Source organism: Pseudocnuella soli (genome assembly GCF_004347775.1).
GTDB classification, from domain to species: domain Bacteria; phylum Bacteroidota; class Bacteroidia; order Chitinophagales; family Chitinophagaceae; genus Flavisolibacter; species Flavisolibacter aquaticus.
In genome coordinates this window covers 4,237,804-4,253,467 of record NZ_CP037755.1, presented here as the reverse complement: position 1 = coordinate 4,253,467, position 15,664 = coordinate 4,237,804, and the positions used below count along the sequence as shown (strand labels likewise).

The 15,664-nt window shown below is 48.0% G+C and carries 16 protein-coding genes; 7 read left to right on the top strand and 9 right to left on the bottom strand.

Annotated elements, in window-relative coordinates:
- Positions 1–11: 11 nt before the first annotated feature.
- Positions 12–473 (bottom strand): Mut7-C RNAse domain-containing protein, encoded by a 462-nt coding sequence (locus tag EPD17_RS17480; RefSeq protein ID WP_132055822.1) that lies wholly within the window; start codon positions 471–473, stop codon positions 12–14.
- Between the two features lie 456 nt (positions 474–929).
- Between EPD17_RS17480 and EPD17_RS17475 the strand changes: the two genes are divergently transcribed.
- Positions 930–1,313 carry a response regulator gene (locus tag EPD17_RS17475; protein ID WP_114234874.1) on the top strand — a complete coding sequence of 128 codons (384 nt, stop codon included), beginning with the start codon at positions 930–932 and terminating at the stop codon, positions 1,311–1,313.
- Positions 1,314–1,441: 128 nt separating this feature from the next.
- On the opposite strand, the gene EPD17_RS17470 is transcribed toward EPD17_RS17475, so the two are convergent.
- Positions 1,442–1,873 carry a DUF1801 domain-containing protein gene (locus EPD17_RS17470; RefSeq protein ID WP_132055821.1) on the bottom strand — a complete coding sequence of 144 codons (432 nt, stop codon included), beginning with the start codon at positions 1,871–1,873 and terminating at the stop codon, positions 1,442–1,444.
- A gap of 165 nt (positions 1,874–2,038) precedes the next feature.
- Between EPD17_RS17470 and EPD17_RS17465 the strand changes: the two genes are divergently transcribed.
- Positions 2,039–2,992 (top strand): energy transducer TonB, encoded by a 954-nt coding sequence (locus EPD17_RS17465; protein WP_114234876.1) that lies wholly within the window; start codon positions 2,039–2,041, stop codon positions 2,990–2,992.
- A 17-nt stretch (positions 2,993–3,009) separates the two neighbouring features.
- On the opposite strand, the gene EPD17_RS17460 is transcribed toward EPD17_RS17465, so the two are convergent.
- Entirely contained in the window at positions 3,010–3,366 is a 357-nt protein-coding gene (locus tag EPD17_RS17460; protein ID WP_132055820.1) for a hypothetical protein, read from the bottom strand.
- Positions 3,367–3,590: 224 nt separating this feature from the next.
- Here EPD17_RS17460 and EPD17_RS17455 point away from each other — a divergent pair, with 224 nt between their 5' ends.
- Positions 3,591–6,158: an outer membrane beta-barrel family protein gene (locus tag EPD17_RS17455; protein ID WP_132055819.1), complete on the top strand. Its 2,568-nt coding sequence runs from the start codon at positions 3,591–3,593 to the stop codon at positions 6,156–6,158.
- A gap of 322 nt (positions 6,159–6,480) precedes the next feature.
- Here the strand turns inward: EPD17_RS17455 and EPD17_RS17450 are convergent, their stop codons facing one another.
- The gene (locus tag EPD17_RS17450; protein ID WP_132055818.1) at positions 6,481–6,945 is read right to left on the bottom strand and encodes a GNAT family N-acetyltransferase; all 465 of its coding nucleotides are present in this window, start codon (positions 6,943–6,945) and stop codon (positions 6,481–6,483) included.
- A 109-nt stretch (positions 6,946–7,054) separates the two neighbouring features.
- Here EPD17_RS17450 and EPD17_RS17445 point away from each other — a divergent pair, with 109 nt between their 5' ends.
- Both EPD17_RS17445 and EPD17_RS17440 read left to right on the top strand, forming a co-directional pair.
- A complete protein-coding gene (locus tag EPD17_RS17445; protein WP_132055817.1) occupies positions 7,055–7,975 on the top strand; it encodes a glycoside hydrolase family 16 protein in 921 nt (306 codons plus the stop codon).
- A gap of 98 nt (positions 7,976–8,073) precedes the next feature.
- Complete coding sequence (locus EPD17_RS17440) at positions 8,074–8,859, top strand: 3-keto-disaccharide hydrolase (protein WP_132055816.1); 786 nt, start codon at positions 8,074–8,076, stop codon at positions 8,857–8,859.
- Positions 8,860–8,940: 81 nt separating this feature from the next.
- Here EPD17_RS17440 and EPD17_RS17435 read toward each other — a convergent pair whose 3' ends face one another.
- The 5 genes from EPD17_RS17435 to ahcY form a co-directional block, all read right to left on the bottom strand.
- Positions 8,941–9,696 carry a hypothetical protein gene (locus EPD17_RS17435; RefSeq protein WP_132055815.1) on the bottom strand — a complete coding sequence of 252 codons (756 nt, stop codon included), beginning with the start codon at positions 9,694–9,696 and terminating at the stop codon, positions 8,941–8,943.
- Between the two features lie 244 nt (positions 9,697–9,940).
- Positions 9,941–10,870, bottom strand: coding sequence for a manganese catalase family protein (locus EPD17_RS17430; protein WP_132055814.1), 930 nt, complete (start codon positions 10,868–10,870; stop codon positions 9,941–9,943).
- 250 nt (positions 10,871–11,120) lie between these two features.
- The gene (locus EPD17_RS17425) at positions 11,121–11,882 is read right to left on the bottom strand and encodes a DUF72 domain-containing protein (RefSeq protein ID WP_165929647.1); all 762 of its coding nucleotides are present in this window, start codon (positions 11,880–11,882) and stop codon (positions 11,121–11,123) included.
- Between the two features lie 88 nt (positions 11,883–11,970).
- Positions 11,971–12,996 carry a hypothetical protein gene (locus EPD17_RS17420; RefSeq protein WP_132055812.1) on the bottom strand — a complete coding sequence of 342 codons (1,026 nt, stop codon included), beginning with the start codon at positions 12,994–12,996 and terminating at the stop codon, positions 11,971–11,973.
- 378 nt (positions 12,997–13,374) lie between these two features.
- Positions 13,375–14,703: an adenosylhomocysteinase gene (gene ahcY / locus EPD17_RS17415; protein ID WP_132055811.1), complete on the bottom strand. Its 1,329-nt coding sequence runs from the start codon at positions 14,701–14,703 to the stop codon at positions 13,375–13,377.
- Between the two features lie 35 nt (positions 14,704–14,738).
- On the opposite strand from ahcY, the gene EPD17_RS20040 reads away from it, so the two are divergent.
- Both EPD17_RS20040 and EPD17_RS17410 read left to right on the top strand, forming a co-directional pair.
- The gene (locus EPD17_RS20040; protein ID WP_165929646.1) at positions 14,739–14,906 is read left to right on the top strand and encodes a hypothetical protein; all 168 of its coding nucleotides are present in this window, start codon (positions 14,739–14,741) and stop codon (positions 14,904–14,906) included.
- A complete protein-coding gene (locus EPD17_RS17410; protein WP_114234886.1) occupies positions 14,899–15,387 on the top strand; it encodes an Lrp/AsnC family transcriptional regulator in 489 nt (162 codons plus the stop codon). Before EPD17_RS20040 ends, EPD17_RS17410 begins: the two co-directional genes overlap by 8 nt.
- Positions 15,388–15,664: the final 277 nt, after the last annotated feature.

The window sequence follows — 15,664 nt, the reverse complement described above, 5'->3', positions numbered from 1 at the left end:
AATGACTGGGATTAGTCATTTTTTAATTGATTTATCTGTTGCATCATCCGCTGGTAATGCGAGCCTTGCCAGTACACCCGACTGCATTGTGGGCATTGCCAAAAATGGTGGAACTCCTGTATGGTTGCGGGCTGCAAACGATGCAGCACATCGGCTTTCTGGACAGGTTCTAATAAGCAGTTGCACGCCATGCACCGCGTAAATGGCTCAAGATGGTGCCGGCCAAAATGCGCAATCACCTGCGCCAATTTTGGCGCAGTATGTTCGCTTTCAATAATGAAGGTTTGGAGAAACGGGTTTTGGGCAAGCGCCGTTTGCCGCGTTAGCAGGATGCGGTTTTTGGAAACGGCTGTTTTTAATAATTGCGGTTTGCTCCACGCTGCGCTATATGCAGTGTCGAAACCGAGCATACGTAGTTGCCGGGCCAGCCGGCCCAGGTGTACATCGGCCACAAACCGCGGTTGGGTGGACATGCATTAGCTGCGTGTAAAACCGTACCGGAAGGCCGGCAGTTGATGACAAAGAATTTGGCTGATAAATTTGCGGCAGATCTACGCAGGGCTATTTATGAGCAGGTACAACAGTGCGCTAATTAGGGCAATGATTCCTACAGCAATTGCCCCGTTGCGCAAAAAATGATGGCGGAGCATTTTGCCCAATTGAACAGAAATGGCTTTCATGGAAATGGTTTTCTGGCGGAAAAATAGGCTGTTTTTTCAATTGTCAAAATTTTTCATCCACAGATGCTGCTGGGCCAGCGTTTTACGTCGATTTACAAAAGGGTTCCCTTTGGGTGGAGCAAACCTTTTTGCGATACCCGTGTTTTTTTGTTGAGTTTGGAATGATTTTTTATTCAGTGCTTTGCGCCCCATCGTTGAAAATGGATGGGAGCATTGGTCGCCTCCTAAAAAACCTAACAGATATTATTTATGTCAAACGCAACCCTACAACCCACCAAGACAAAAAAAGTATTGATCATTGAAGACGAAGGCGATATGTGCCTGCTGCTCAACATCATGTTGAACGGAAAGGAAATGGAACTGGATCATGTAAAAAACCTGGAGCTGGCTGGCGAATACCTGAAAAAGGAACAGCCCAACGTGGTGATCCTTGACAACAAGCTGCCCGACGGTTTCGGCATCGATTACATCAGTCACATCAAAGCAAATTACCCGTCCATCCGCATCATTATGATCTCGGGCTTCGACGGATCGGCTAAAGACGTGGCCATGGAAAACGGCGCCGATATTTTCCTGGAAAAGCCATTTACCAAAACCCAGTTGTTTGATGCTATTGCGCAGCTGATGCAATAAGAGATCGGTATTAGTTTCATCAAAAAGCCCCGGACGATTTTGTGGTCCGGGGCTTTTTGATTTACTGAACTTTTTGATCACTGCTCCGTTGGTTTCAATTAGTGGGAGTTAATGGCTTGCACTTCAGTTCAACAGGAGCTTGTGCCATTTTCAGAATGGTGTTTGATGGCGGCTTTGCACATCTGCTCCAGCACATCGAGGTTAAGGTCTTTAAGCTGTTTAAAATAAATGCAGGATTTGCCCATGGTGTAAGGGCCTAAGCCCTCGAGCAATTCCCCATCGCTATTTTCCGGAACGGTAACATACAGCGAGAACTGCGCTTTGCGCGGCGAAAAAGCAATCAAGGGCGCATCGCCTTCATGTCCAGTTGCATAGCGGTAATGATAGCTGCCAAACCCAATGATGGTGGGTCCCCACATTTTTGGTCCACACCCCGACCATTGCTGCATCAACTCCATCAGCCGAAAACTGTCCGATTTCTTTTGTTCGTTGGTTACAAATGAGTGGATGAATGCAGGGACATCAACATCGGTGTAGGCGGTTTTGGTTCTTGCAGCCATATGATTGGGGTTGATTGTATTTGCTTAGTATTGAAAGTAGATAACCCTAACGATTTACTTGCTTTTGCCGGTTGGAACTAAGCTTTTAGCCGGAATTAATGGTAGTCGACTTTGTATTATGTTATTTAGCAAAAGCCCTAATTTTGCCACACCAAACTCTGTACTATGAGAACAAAACTACTGCTCCTGGCAGCATTATCGCTCCAGCTCTGCGCATCTGCACAAAAAAAGGAAGAAGGTTTCGACTTTTCTTTTAAACCAACTAAAAATCCTCCCCGCTATCTGGTAACAACGGAAAATAAGAATGGCCTTTGGAGCCGGACAGCTGTGTACATGCCCGAACGGGCTATCGCCATGGAAGGATGGTATCAGGATGAAGCATGCACCATACAGCATGGATCGTTTGTGTGGTACCATACCAACAGGGCCATTCGTGAAATTGGTTCCTTTGATCAGGGTAAAAAACATGGCACTTGGATTCGCTATAATGAGCAGGGACAAATGCTAGACAGTACGCACTACGAAAAGGGAATGCGCAAAGGACTGAGCATCGGATGGCACACCAATGGCAAACGAGCCGATTCTTCCTATTTCGACGGGGCCGGCAATGGCACTACGGTGGCATGGAACGAGGACGGCATCCGGATGTTAGAAGGTAAGACCATTAACGATACCGCTAAAGATGGTCTTTGGAAATATTATCACGCCAATGGCACTGTGATGGCAACCGAAGAATATGTTGCCGGCGAACGAAAGTCCTGTGCTTGTTTCACTGAATTGGGTAAGGCTGTAGATCCATCCGAATGCCTGGAAAAAGATGCAGCGTTCAAGGGTGGGGATGAAGGCTGGATTGTTTTTTTACAGCGCAATTTAAACCCTGCGGTAGCAGCCAAAAAAGGCGCACCATTTGGCGCATATACAGTTATGTACCAATTCATCGTTGAAAAAGACGGCAGCATTGGCGACATCAAGGCATTAACCAGCTATGGTTATGGTATGGAAGCAGAAGTGTTACGCGTTTTGAAGAAGTCTCCGAAATGGGTGCCAGCAAACCAGTTTGGTACTAAAGTGCGGGCTTACCGCAGGCAGCCAATCACATTTGTTGTGGAAAAAGGGTAGGGTTTAAATGGGCACTATCAAAAAGGATTATAGTAGTCAACATTATCGCTGAGCACCTTCGTCCACTGGCGCTGGTGGCTGATCTGCCACTTGGCATCGCCCTGTGCGGTCCAATTTACAGACTGCAATTGCTGCTTTACAAATGGACGCACCTCCGGGTGTACAAACAGCGGATGCTGAAAATACCATTCGCGGTCGCCAACCAGCATATTCCAAAAAGCATCAAAACTGGGGTAAGCGGTACGAAATACTTTGGTTTCGTCGCGGTCATCATCGTAGGTGCTGTGCTGCCACAAAAAACTCCCGTCGGGCTGCCGAAACAGGGTACCGCCGCTTGTTTCGGTGCTGATGTCAAAATAGAGTTCGGACTTCATGGGTGCAAACATCCATAAAAAGGGGCGTTTTGATAAAGGTTATTTACACTTACTGCATGGCATATCGGGCGGATAAAATTTGTTTGCCCGATTTTATCCCTTTACAAATCAAATACTTGTTAAGCTATTTTAACATAGGCACCCCTGCAGTTGTGGTTTAGCTGCACGAGGTTTGCAGCATTAAGCATCATTAGCCCTTAAAGCAGCGTGCTGCACCCTTAAGTATGAAAAGAAAATGGACTATTTTCTGCCTGGCCACCTGCATCAGTGTTGGTGCATCGGCGCAGGTAGAAGACCGGGAACCCCCGGTAGAAACAAACACCGAACGACCGGTATTTGCTGAGCCCCGGATTTATGGAAGAGTGCTTGACCCGAAAACCCGCAGAGGTGCCGAAGGCGTAACGGTGCAGCTGTTTGCTGCCCAGCCCGATTCGGCCGACGCTGCAGGTGCAAGTCTACCCCTGAAAACACTGGTTACCAGGGCCAACGGCGATTTTAGCTTTGCCGGCCTGCCCCAGGCCGATTCGTTCCGGCTGGTGATTTCTTCGGTAGGTTTTGAGCGGGTAGAACAGTGGGTAATGCCCGCCGGAACTACCGGCAATGACCTCGGCAATATCACGCTGGAAACATCGGTAACAACCTTGCAATCGGTAACCGTTTCGGCACAGCGGCCGGCCCTGCAAATGGGTGTGGACCGCCGCGTTTTTACCGCCGATCAAAGCCTGACCGCTACTGGCGGCACCGCGGTGGACCTGATGAAAAATATTCCCTCAATAACTGTGGATGTGGACGGAAACGTGCAACTGCGCAACGCGTCGCCCCAGATTTTTGTGGATGGCCGCCCTACGATTTTAACATTAGACCAGATTCCGGCTGATAATATTGAGCGGGTGGAACTGATCACGAACCCATCCGCCAAGTTCGACGCCTCTTCGAGTGGCGGTATCGTCAATATCGTTTTAAAGAAAAACCGCCGCGTAGGATTGAACGGTATCGTGTCGGCCGGCGTGGGTAGCCCCGATATTGCTACCGGAAATATAAACCTGAACCTGCGCCAGGGCAAATTCAACTTCTTTACCATTGGCTCGTTCAACCAAAGCGGTGGCCGTGCCCGCAGCCAGTCGGAGCGGCAAAACAAAGACAAAGGTTTGCCCACTTCTTATTTCAACCAGCAATCGTGGAACGACCGCCTGCGCCGCTTTGGATCGGTGCGGTTTGGGCTGGACTTTTTCCTTGACAACCGCAACACCATTTCGGTAACACAGAATATTGTGAACGGCCGCTTTAGCAACGAGCAGGAGCAATACCAGCAGTTCCTGACCTCCAACCGAATTTTGGAACGTACCGGCCAACGCCTTTCCAATTCAAAATCGAATTTTGAACGCTACAACAGCCAGCTTAACTACGTACACAAGTTTCCGCAGGCAGGCCGTGAGCTTTCGGCCAACATCAATTACAACTGGGGCAGCGGCGGCGACAATACCTTTATCGACAACACATTTACCAAACCCGATGGCAGCCCGTTTGCACCAACGGCCCGCCTGCGCAATGTGGGCGATAATACCAGCAACCAGGTGACCGCACAAGTGGATTACGAAACCACGCAGGGCGAAAACGGAAAACTGGAAACCGGTATCCGCAGCTTTATCAACAACCAGCACAGCATCTTCAATTCGTTTTCGGTGGCCAACGGGCTGGAAACAAAGCTGCCGGTGAGCAACAATTATAAGTACCGCGAAATCATCAACGCGGCTTATTTAACCTACACCAATAAATTGGGCAGCATTGGATACCAGGCCGGCCTCCGTGCCGAGCATTCGCAATTCGACGGCGAGCTGGTGGACAGTGCACAAAAATTTGGATACACTTACCCCGAATCGTTCAGCAACTTGTTCGATGCCTTGTTTCCAAGCTTGTACCTGACTAAAGAACTGGGCGACCGCCAGCAAGTGCAGTTGAACTATTCGCGTCGTATTCGCCGCCCGTCGTTTTGGAACCTGAACCCGTTTGTTGATTTCAACGACCCGTTGAACATCAGCCGCGGTAACCCGCAATTGCGCCCCGAATACACCAACAGCATTGAGTTCAATTACAGCAAGGATTTTAACGGCAGCAACTTTTTGGGCTCGGTTTATTTCCGCAACAACCAAGGCGACATTACCCGCTACAGCGATACCCTGAGCTCGGAGCAATATGCGCAGTTCAATAACCCGGCAATTGATTCGAACGCCATCCTGAGCACTTTTGTAAATGCGCAGTATACCAACCGCATGGGTGCCGAATTTACACTGCAGCAAAAGTTTGGTAAAACCTTTGACCTTACGCCTACGGTGAACTTTCAGTACCGCAAAGTAAAAGGCCGCGTAGGCGACCTGGTGCTGGATAACAACGGTTTTAACTGGGAAGCTAAGCTGATTGCCAACTACCGGTTTATGCCGGTAAATGAGCGGTCGGTGTTTACCAACCTGAGCTTGCAGGCCATTGGCGAATATGAGTCAAGAGAAGTAGTGCCGCAGGGTGTAAACATTCCGAATTACAGCCTGGATATGGCGCTGCGTAAGGATTTTGGCAAAGCCAAAAAAGCAACGGTAACCTTTAGCGTACAGGATGTGTTCAACTCGCTGCGCTTTGGTTCGGAGCTGGATACCGAATACTTTTTCCAGGAAAGCTGGAGCCGCCGCAATGTGCGGTCGTTCCGCCTGGTGTTTTCGTATAAGTTCGGCGACATGAACTTCCAGTTGGGCCGTAAAAATGATGGCCCGCAACGTGGTGGCGATCGCGACGAAGGCTAAGCAAAGTTTCAAATTGATAAGAAACAAAAAGCGCTCATGTTACATGGGCGCTTTTTTATTATGGCAATTAGGTAAATGATATGGTAAAACCATATGAAAGGGATAAAAGCAGCAAATTAAAACCAACATGCTATGTTGTTGTGTTTTTGAACTTTAGGTTTGTCATGCCGAACTTGTTTCGGCATCCCCTTCAATCTGCGGAGTTTTCTGAATATGGAAGAGTTGCCGAGACAAGTCCGAAATGACATCCGCTGTTCAATAGAACGCTGTTTAATAGCGATCCGGTGTAAATGCCGCAATCATCGGGGCAAAAACATAGCCCTCAATACGCCAACTCTTTTTGCATGCACACCGATTCTTCCAATCCCTCATACGGCGGGTAGTTGGGAATAATGCGGTAGCCGCTGCTTTGATATAAAGTGCATGCAGTGTTGAAATGTATGCTGGTTTCGAGCACTGCATGTGTAAAGCCCTGGGCTGCTGCCCAGCGCTCCAGCTCCTGCAATACCAACTTTGACAATCCCTTTCCGCGAAAAGCTTTTTGCACAAACATTCTTTTGATTTCAACTGTACCTGTGTTCAATGCTTTAAAGCAACCGCAAGCTACCGGTTCGTCGCCGGCATACACCAATACCGCAGTTTTTATATCGGGTACTTTATTGAAAGGGTCGTATGTGGCCTGGTGTTCGTTCAGTTCATTCCACAATTCATGATCGAGTTGCCGGATCAAGGTTTGAAAACCCGGATCGCTGGTGGTGGTTCTTTTTAAGGTGAAGTGGGTTTGCATGCTTAAAAATAATACACGATAATATTTGGACCGATGTAAGCAGTGGTAAATAAATAGCTTAACCCCATTGCAGCGGCCCTATATAACTGTTACATTGTATCAAAAAAATATGCAAGGGATTGCTTCTAATTGTACCCGGTTGCTCATTGTATTATCCTTGTTTTCCGCAGCCGGTTGCCACAAGCCTTCGGTGGGAAAATCATTGGATATTGCCACAACAGAAAACAAAGCAGCAATGGCTGCCGCCACTACTTTTTCCGCTAAAGCTGAATGTGATTACAACCTCGATGAAACAGCACTAAAAGCGCAAGGCTGGACCAAAACATTTGAAGACGATTTTACCGACAACCTTACCAAATGGAATGTATGGAATGGCGGTGCATTTAACAACGAATGGCAATTGTACCGGGCTGAAAACCTGCAGGTGCTGAACGGCAACCTAGCCATTACCGCAGCAAAGCAAACCGTTGACGGGCCCACCACGCCGTATGATGCTACGCCAAAAACATTTCAATACGTATCGGGCCGCATTGAATGCAAAACCAATGTTTCGGCCAGTGTAAAAACGCCCAAAGTGCGGATGGCGGCACGCATCAAATTGCCCGCCGGTTATGGTTTGTGGCCTGCTTTCTGGAGCTATGGCGATCCTTGGCCCACGCAAGGCGAAATTGACATACTGGAAGCAAGAGGGCAGGAGCCTACTCGCTACCTCACCAATTATTTTTATGGCAATAAACCCAACACCAACCTGGTGCGCAACGGCGAAGGATATATTCAAGCCAATGCCGACCTCACCCAGTGTTATCATGTGTACGAGATGGTGTGGGAAAAGAATACATTATCAACTTACCTCGATGGCTTGCTGGTTGAAGTAAAGTCGGGCACCTATATTCCACGGATGTTTGGCAAAACACAACGCATTACGCTGAACCTTGCGGTGGGCGGCAACTTTTTTACCGGCCTCGACCCGGCACAGGTAACCGGCGGCACCATGCTGGTAGACTGGGTGAAAGTGTTTACTTCAAAATAAACGGCGATCAGCAGTAGCTTTTATGGAGTTGTGCGGCGGTGCAACTCCATTTTTATTAGCGGTTGCCGCGTTATCTTCGGCAACCATCAATCATACACATGAAACGTTTTCAACTGGCGCTGCTAATTTTTTCAATTGCACTTATTTCCTGCTCGGGCGGCAAAATGGCCGCAGGTAAAAATGACGGCTGGACCACGCTGTTCAACGGCAAAAACCTGGACGGCTGGGTGGTGAAAATTGCAGGCCACCCGCAGGGTGAAAACTTTGGCAATACCTTCCGGGTGCAGGATGGTATTTTAAGTACCCGGTACGATCAGTATGGCAATTTCAACAACACCTTTGGTGCGCTGTATTACAACAAGCCACTGACCAATTACCGCCTGAAAGTGGAATATCGTTTTGTGGGCGAAACAGCACCCGGCGCACCGGCATGGGGCCTTCGGGATGGCGGCATTCAGTACCACGGGCAGGGCCCTGCAGCAGTGGCGCTGGACCAACAGTTCCCGGTGTGCCTGGAGTATAACCTGCATGGCGGCAACGGCAAAGACGAGCGGCCGGTAGGAGAGATCTGCACGCCGGGTACTAAAGTAGATATTGCCGGGAAACCCAGCACCTCGTTTTGTACGCCTGCAACGGTTAAGCGCACCTTTCATGGCGACCAGTGGGTGACCGCCGAAATTGAAGTACGTGATGGTGTGATCAAACATTTTATCAATGGCGAAGAGATTTTGCAGTTTGCAAATCCACGCTATGATACGGCCCATGCAGTAGCCAAAACATTGATCAAAAACGGCGATGCCAGCATCAGGTCGGGTTATATTTCGCTGCAATCAAACAGCCACCCGATGGACTTTAGAAAGATTGAGCTATTGGAGTATAAATAACATCATTGCTGCAGCAAGTGTTGTTATGGTAACGACGTAAAACAAAAAAGGCAAGCTTTTCGAAGCTTGCCTTTTTTGTTATTAGTAGGTGTATGTTTTGGTGCTGATATAACCCTGGTTGGTAGTGGCTATATCCGATGTGATCCGTTTCTGCGCATCGAAAGTATAAGTGTGTTCGGCAGTGCCAATCAACCGGCTGCCTGATTTTACCGTTTGTTTTTTGATCAGCCTTGTTTTTTCGCCTGCCTGAGCTGTGCCCAGGTTCCACACGTCAATCGGCTCGTATTTTTCGCCGGGATAATATTCAAACAGCGTTTCCAATCCATCGGTATCAATGGAGCGGATGAGGTCGCCATCGTTGTTGTAGGTGTAATTAGTAGTGTTGGTTAAAACAGAACCGGTGCGCTTGGTGTAGTCGTATTCTTTTATGCGCACTACGCGTTTGCTGGCATCGTATACATACTTGGTGGCTGATGAATCCTCGGTATCGTTCCATTGAAAAACGCTATCAATCAGCGCAGTGCTGGTCATGAAAATATCGGAGTGAATGGACAGCTCATTGTCGGAAAAAATGCGCAGGGTGCGGCGGTTGGCGGCAGGGTAAGCAAATTCAAATTTATCGCCTGCATTTGATTCAGACACCAGCGAGGAGATGCGGCCATTGTTGTCGTACGAAACATTGAATGTTTCGGAAAAGCTCATGCCCGGTGCTTCCAGTTTTTCGGTAAACTTTTTCAGGCGGTTGCCCGAAGGGTTGGTGGGGTTGTCGGTGCTGGCTTCTTTTTGACAGGCTGTAAACAGCAGGCAGACCAACAACAGTTGTAGCGCAGTTCTCATAAGTTTAGTTTTAGTGCAGCAAATGTAGCCCATTTTGCCAAAACAAGCCGAGCAGTATTGAAGCAGTACAAGTGTGCGACGCAACAGGTGTGGAACAGAACTACAACAGCCGGTAACAAAATGATCGTTACACTACCATAGCAATAGAGATTTGTTGAAAGTGTGATATACAAAGGGCCCGGAATAACTTTCCGAGCCCTTTGTATGTAGCTTGCTTCTGTGCTACTAAGCAATGAATCAACTGCTATTTTTTCGTTTGCTTCGACGTGATTTTTTCCTTCATCGCCGTCAGTGCATCGGCCAGTTCCTGCAACTCTGGATCGAGGCCGGGTGAAAATTCTTCGGGCCGCTCGGGCATCACCGGTATGGGATAGCTTTCGCGTGGTTCTTTCAGTGTTACCAGCTCGGTGCCATCGTTCATGGGTGCGCTACCGCTGAAAATTTTGCTCATTTCAGAACTGTCCAGCCGGAAATGATATTGTTCGCGGTGGATGCCTGCATCGAGCAGTTTTTTTACTTCCGGGAATTTCGACGAATCGAATTTGGGAATGGGCAGCGACTTTTTCCAGTCTACACCCAGTGTTTCCAGCGCCTTTGAAAATGCCGCCTGGTGGGCTTCATCCCGTACAATTAAAAACGATACGGTAGCCCGCAGGGTTTTGTTTGAAGACATTTGATAAATGCGGCATTTCTGCAGGCGGCCGGTTGCTTCCAGCACCAGGTTGTCGAGCAGGTTGAGCACCAAGTTGCCATGATCGTGCACCCAGGAACCATTCCACGGATTGCCTGCTGCATCAACCGGCAGTGCCGATTGTGCGCCCATGATAAAATGATGCGGGTTCTGTTGTGCTTTTGCCATCTGCATTACCGGGTCGCCACCTTTGCCAGGCGTTTCAAACTTTTTTCCATGATATTCCGGTGCGCCATCCAGCAGTTGCGAAATTGTTTTGGAGATCAGTTCCACATGGCTGATTTCTTCAACGCCCACACCCTGAATGAGGTCGCGATAAGGGGCAGCATCGCCCCGGAAATTGAAGCTTTGAAACAGGAATTGCATCATGGTGCGCATTTCGCCAAACTGGCCGCCAAGGCCTTCCTGCAGTGCGTTCGCTGCCGACGGATCCGGTTCGTCGGCTACAATCGGGTTGATCAAAGACTGGACATGATAAAACATTAATGAAAATTTTGTTGAGAAGCTTTTAGTTAAAGAAAATACGTGCCAATGTTGCTAAAAGCTTAATGGTGGCGTTAGCCTGTACCGGCATTAAAACAGTTACTGCAGGGGCTGAATTTTTTGCAGTAGAGTTGTGCAAAACATCCAGATGAATGAGTATGTTTTAATTGACCTGAGCAGTTTGCAAACAGTGGTTGGTTGGCTGTAAAATTTACTTGGAAAAGAGTTTTGAACGTTGGATCATCACACACTAAATGTTTATTTTTAACTGCTGCGCCACCATCTTATCAAGTGTAGCCAAATTATCCAATGCATTGCCCAACGTGTTGTTGAAGTAAGCATACACTTCTTTTCCTTGCTGTACCCATGCTGCCATACGCAGGGCATGCTCCGCTAAAAAGGCATCGCTGTAACTGCCGCGATAAGTTCCTTCGGGTCCATGAAAGCGCAGGTATTTAAAATCTTCTGCTACGGTTACTTGTGGTGTCGGTGCTTTCGGTAAATCATGCTCCACCATGCCGGCACCGTAGTGTTGCAACATGCGGTACACGCTGCTTTTGTACCAGGATGGATGGCGAAATTCCACGGCAATATGCCAGCCCTTTGCATCGCTGACCAGGCCTTCCAAAATTGCTTCCACTTCTTCCTGCATCTCCTGTTTGATGGATGGTGGCAGTTGTACCAAAATGCAGCCCCTTTTATCAGCAACTGCAGCTATGGCTGTAGTAAACGTTTCAAGATCGCTGCCGCTAAACTGCAGGTCTTTGGCATGAGTGATGGTTTTGGGTACTTTAAAAGTAAACCGGAAATCGGCGGGCACACTGTTGCCCCATTTTTCGATGGTAGCCGCTTTGGGTACTTTGTAAAACGTGGCGTTGATCTCTACAGAGGAGTGGAGCATTGCATAATACTGCAGCCGGCTGGCACCCCTTGCTTCAGGCGGGTATTGCGATTGCTTGACGGGCACTACAACATTGCTGGTGCCGGAGTAAAAAGTGGGCTGCTCATTCATGTTGGGAAAAGAGCAAAATCTTTGCCTTGGATGCTGATTGTTTGTCCATACTTGTTTGTTCAAAGAAGTGCTTAAGTCCAGCATGGACTCAGGCTAACTTCTTTTGCATATGTGCAGCCAATTCAAATGGAACGAGGCATACGGGCCAGATAATATATTGCAGGAAAAGAATGGAATTGAAGTAAACAAAAGTCATCATCACCATGGTGCAACAAACCCACATGCCGGCTTTTTCTTTTAGGTAGCTTAGGTAAATGATGCCCATGAGCAGGAGCATCGGTGCTTTAGCGATGAGGCCGGAAAACCAGGTGAACTTTTTAGCCAGCACCACATCAAACGATGGTGCGGCGATAATATGCGCATCGCCAAAACGCGTTGCGGAAAACAAGATGGATTTGATAAAACTTTCCGCATCTGCAACAATGAACGGCAGTGATGTGAGTAGTGGAATGCTGCCAATCAATAACAGCTCAAGAAACATATTTTTAAAGCGGTTATTTTTATCGCCGGTTTGCCATAAATAAATGAGGTACAGCGGCAGTAAAAATATTGCCACCTGTTTGATGCCCAGTGATAGGCTGAGCGCCAATAAAGAAAGTGTGCGCTGCCGGTTTAACAACACCAGAGAAAGCAGTAAAAAGAAGATTGCGGGAAACTCAATGTGGTGCACCCGCACAATATAGATGCTCCAACGGCCTAATATGAGGGTCATTGCGGCGGCAAGCCCAAGCAGCGTTAAGCTTCTGTCACGAAAGAATTTCAGCACCAGTGTAGCAATGCCGATGTTGAAGATGAGCGACACCGGCCGCCAGAAATAGATCCAGTCGGCAAACGTTGTCAACCCAAGTTTTTGCACCAGCGCAGAGAGCAAATAAGTAACCGGGAAATAGGTGGCGTATTTATTATTGAAATTCATGTCGCTGGCCAGGATCCGTGCATAAGGATTTTCGCCGTTGATGATTCTGTTCCCTTCCAGCCAGATGTAGTAAATGTCTTCCTGCAGCAGCGATGCAGCCGGTTTCAGCCAAAAGCCAATATGTACCATGCAAGCCTTGCCAACAAGGGGCAAGAGTAACAACCAATACGTTTGTTCTTTTTTAAATGCTGCTAACATGCGCTGCTAATTTTTAAATCTTCCTGCTAAAAATGTGTAGTGCTTAATGGTTGTAATCGCTAGTTGTATAAAGGATAGTAAAACCTTAGTGTAAATAAACTTCTGATGTTATAGCTTGTAAAGTTACCAGTCTGGAATGGGGATAACAATTAGGTTGATAAAAAATGGTTTTCTCGGTTAACCGTGACAGTAATACAATGCTGCTTGGTAACACTGTTGCTATTGTTGCCGAATAGTATTGCCAGCCGCACAAGTGTGCGATCCTGAAACAAGTTCAGGACAGGCAGCAACAGGTGCACAACAGCATTACAAAAGCTGATAACACAAAAAAAGCCCCCGCTTTCGCAGGGGCTATGATTTTATATCAGGTATCAGCTATTAATAACGATACGCTTCCGGCTTGAACGGACCTTCTTTAGCGATGCCGAGGTACTCGGCTTGTGCAGTAGTCAGTTCGTCCAGCTCCACACCAATTTTAGCGAGGTGCAGGCGGGCCACTTTCTCGTCGAGGTGCTTTGGCAGCACATATACTTTGTTCTCGTAGCTGTCGCCGTTTGTCCACAGCTCAATCTGGGCCAGGGTTTGGTTAGAGAAAGAGTTAGACATTACAAATGATGGGTGACCGGTAGCGCAACCCAGGTTCACCAGGCGGCCTTCAGCCAGAAGGATGATGTCTTTGCCATCTACATTGTAAATGTCAACCTGTGGTTTTACGGTGTCTTTTGTGTTACCGTAGTTTTCGTTCAACCAGGCAACGTCGATCTCGATATCAAAGTGACCGATGTTACAAACAATGGCTTTGTCTTTCATCAGCTTGAAATGATCACCGGTGATCAGGTCGCGGCAACCAGAAGCGGTAACAACAATGTCAGCTTCTTTTACAGCGTCAATCATACGCTTTACTTCAAATCCGTCCATCGCCGCTTGCAAAGCACAGATCGGATCGATCTCGGTAACGATCACACGACAACCGGCACCAGCCAGGGAAGCCGCAGAACCTTTACCCACGTCGCCATAACCGCCAACAACAGCTACCTTACCAGCCAGCATTACATCGGTAGCACGACGGATGGAATCCACCAGGCTTTCTTTACAACCGTATTTGTTATCGAATTTCGATTTGGTAACCGAATCGTTTACGTTGATTGCAGGCATGGGCAGGGTGCCTTTTGCCATTCTTTCGTATAAGCGGTGTACACCGGTAGTTGTTTCTTCGGAGATACCTTTTACGTGTTGTACCAGTTCTGGGTATTTGTCCAGCACCATGTTGGTGAGGTCACCACCATCATCGAGGATCATGTTCAGCGGACGGTCAGCACCACCAAAAAATAGGGTTTGCTCAATACACCAATCGGCTTCTTCCTGGGTTTGGCCTTTCCAGGCAAACACGCCAATACCGGCAGCGGCAATGGCAGCAGCAGCCTGGTCTTGCGTAGAGAAGATGTTGCAGGAGCTCCATTTTACTTCGGCACCCAGGGCAACCAGGGTTTCAATCAGCACCGCTGTTTGAATGGTCATGTGCAGGCAACCGGCAATGCGGGCACCTTTCAGGGGCTGCGATGCAGCGTACTCCTGGCGGATGGACATCAGGCCGGGCATTTCGGCTTCGGCCAGACGAATTTCTTTACGGCCCCATTCGGCGAGGCTCATGTCTTTCACCTTGTACTTCAGCGAGAAGTCGATGTTGGTGTTTACGGCTGTTGACATTATTAAACTGTTTGTTTTTGTAATCAAAAAAGCAAATGGAAGACTGGAAAAAGGGAGCATTTGAATACGCCTTTCGTCCCGCCGTTGTTTTGCTGCGCAAAGTTAGCCAACCAGATTATTTTCCTGTAATAAATAAAGAATTTAGGAAAAATGGCGGTCTGTGCGGTATTTTTCAGGATAAAACTGTAATGAGCCATGGCTAATGGAGCGCAAACAGGCGAAATGCCTGTTTTGGATAAAAAGGACCTAGAAATACTGAAGTTGCTGCAGCAAAATGCACGGATGACCATCAAGGAAATTTCGGAAAAAGTGCACCTCAGCACTACGCCGGTGCACGACCGCATCCGCCGGCTGGAAGCCTCCGGCGTGATCATGCAGTACGCCACTATTGTAAACGGTGCACTAGTAAAAAAAGGCCTGATGACGATCTGTTATGTTTCCATCAAGCAACACAGCAAAAACGCCGGTGCTAATTTTATCAAGTCAATACTTGAAATGGAAGAAGTGGTGGAATGCCTCACCATTTCCGGCGAGTTCGATTTTATGCTGAAAGTGGTATCGGAAAATATGGATGCGTATTACAACTTCCACGTCAATAAACTGGGTGAGCTGGACAATATTGCCAACGTGCAAAGTGTGTTTGTGATGGGCGTGGTGAAACAAACGCACCAGCTGGTTTATTGAGGATTTCGGATTGCGGAACCCTTGCTTTTACCGAACCGTCATTACGAGGCGCAGCGGGAATGTATGATACAGCGGCAATTGGTGCGCCGAAGCAATCTCCTGCTTTGCCGGCCGCTTCGTCGAATCCATTGCTTGTAACTAATTTGGAGTAGTCAGGAGATTGCTTCGGCGCTGCAGATTCGTTCATTTAAAAAACGGCTGCAGCGCCTCGCAATGACGATGCAACATGCGCAATGGTTCCGCAATCCGCAATCCCAAATCCGCAATCCTCAATGCA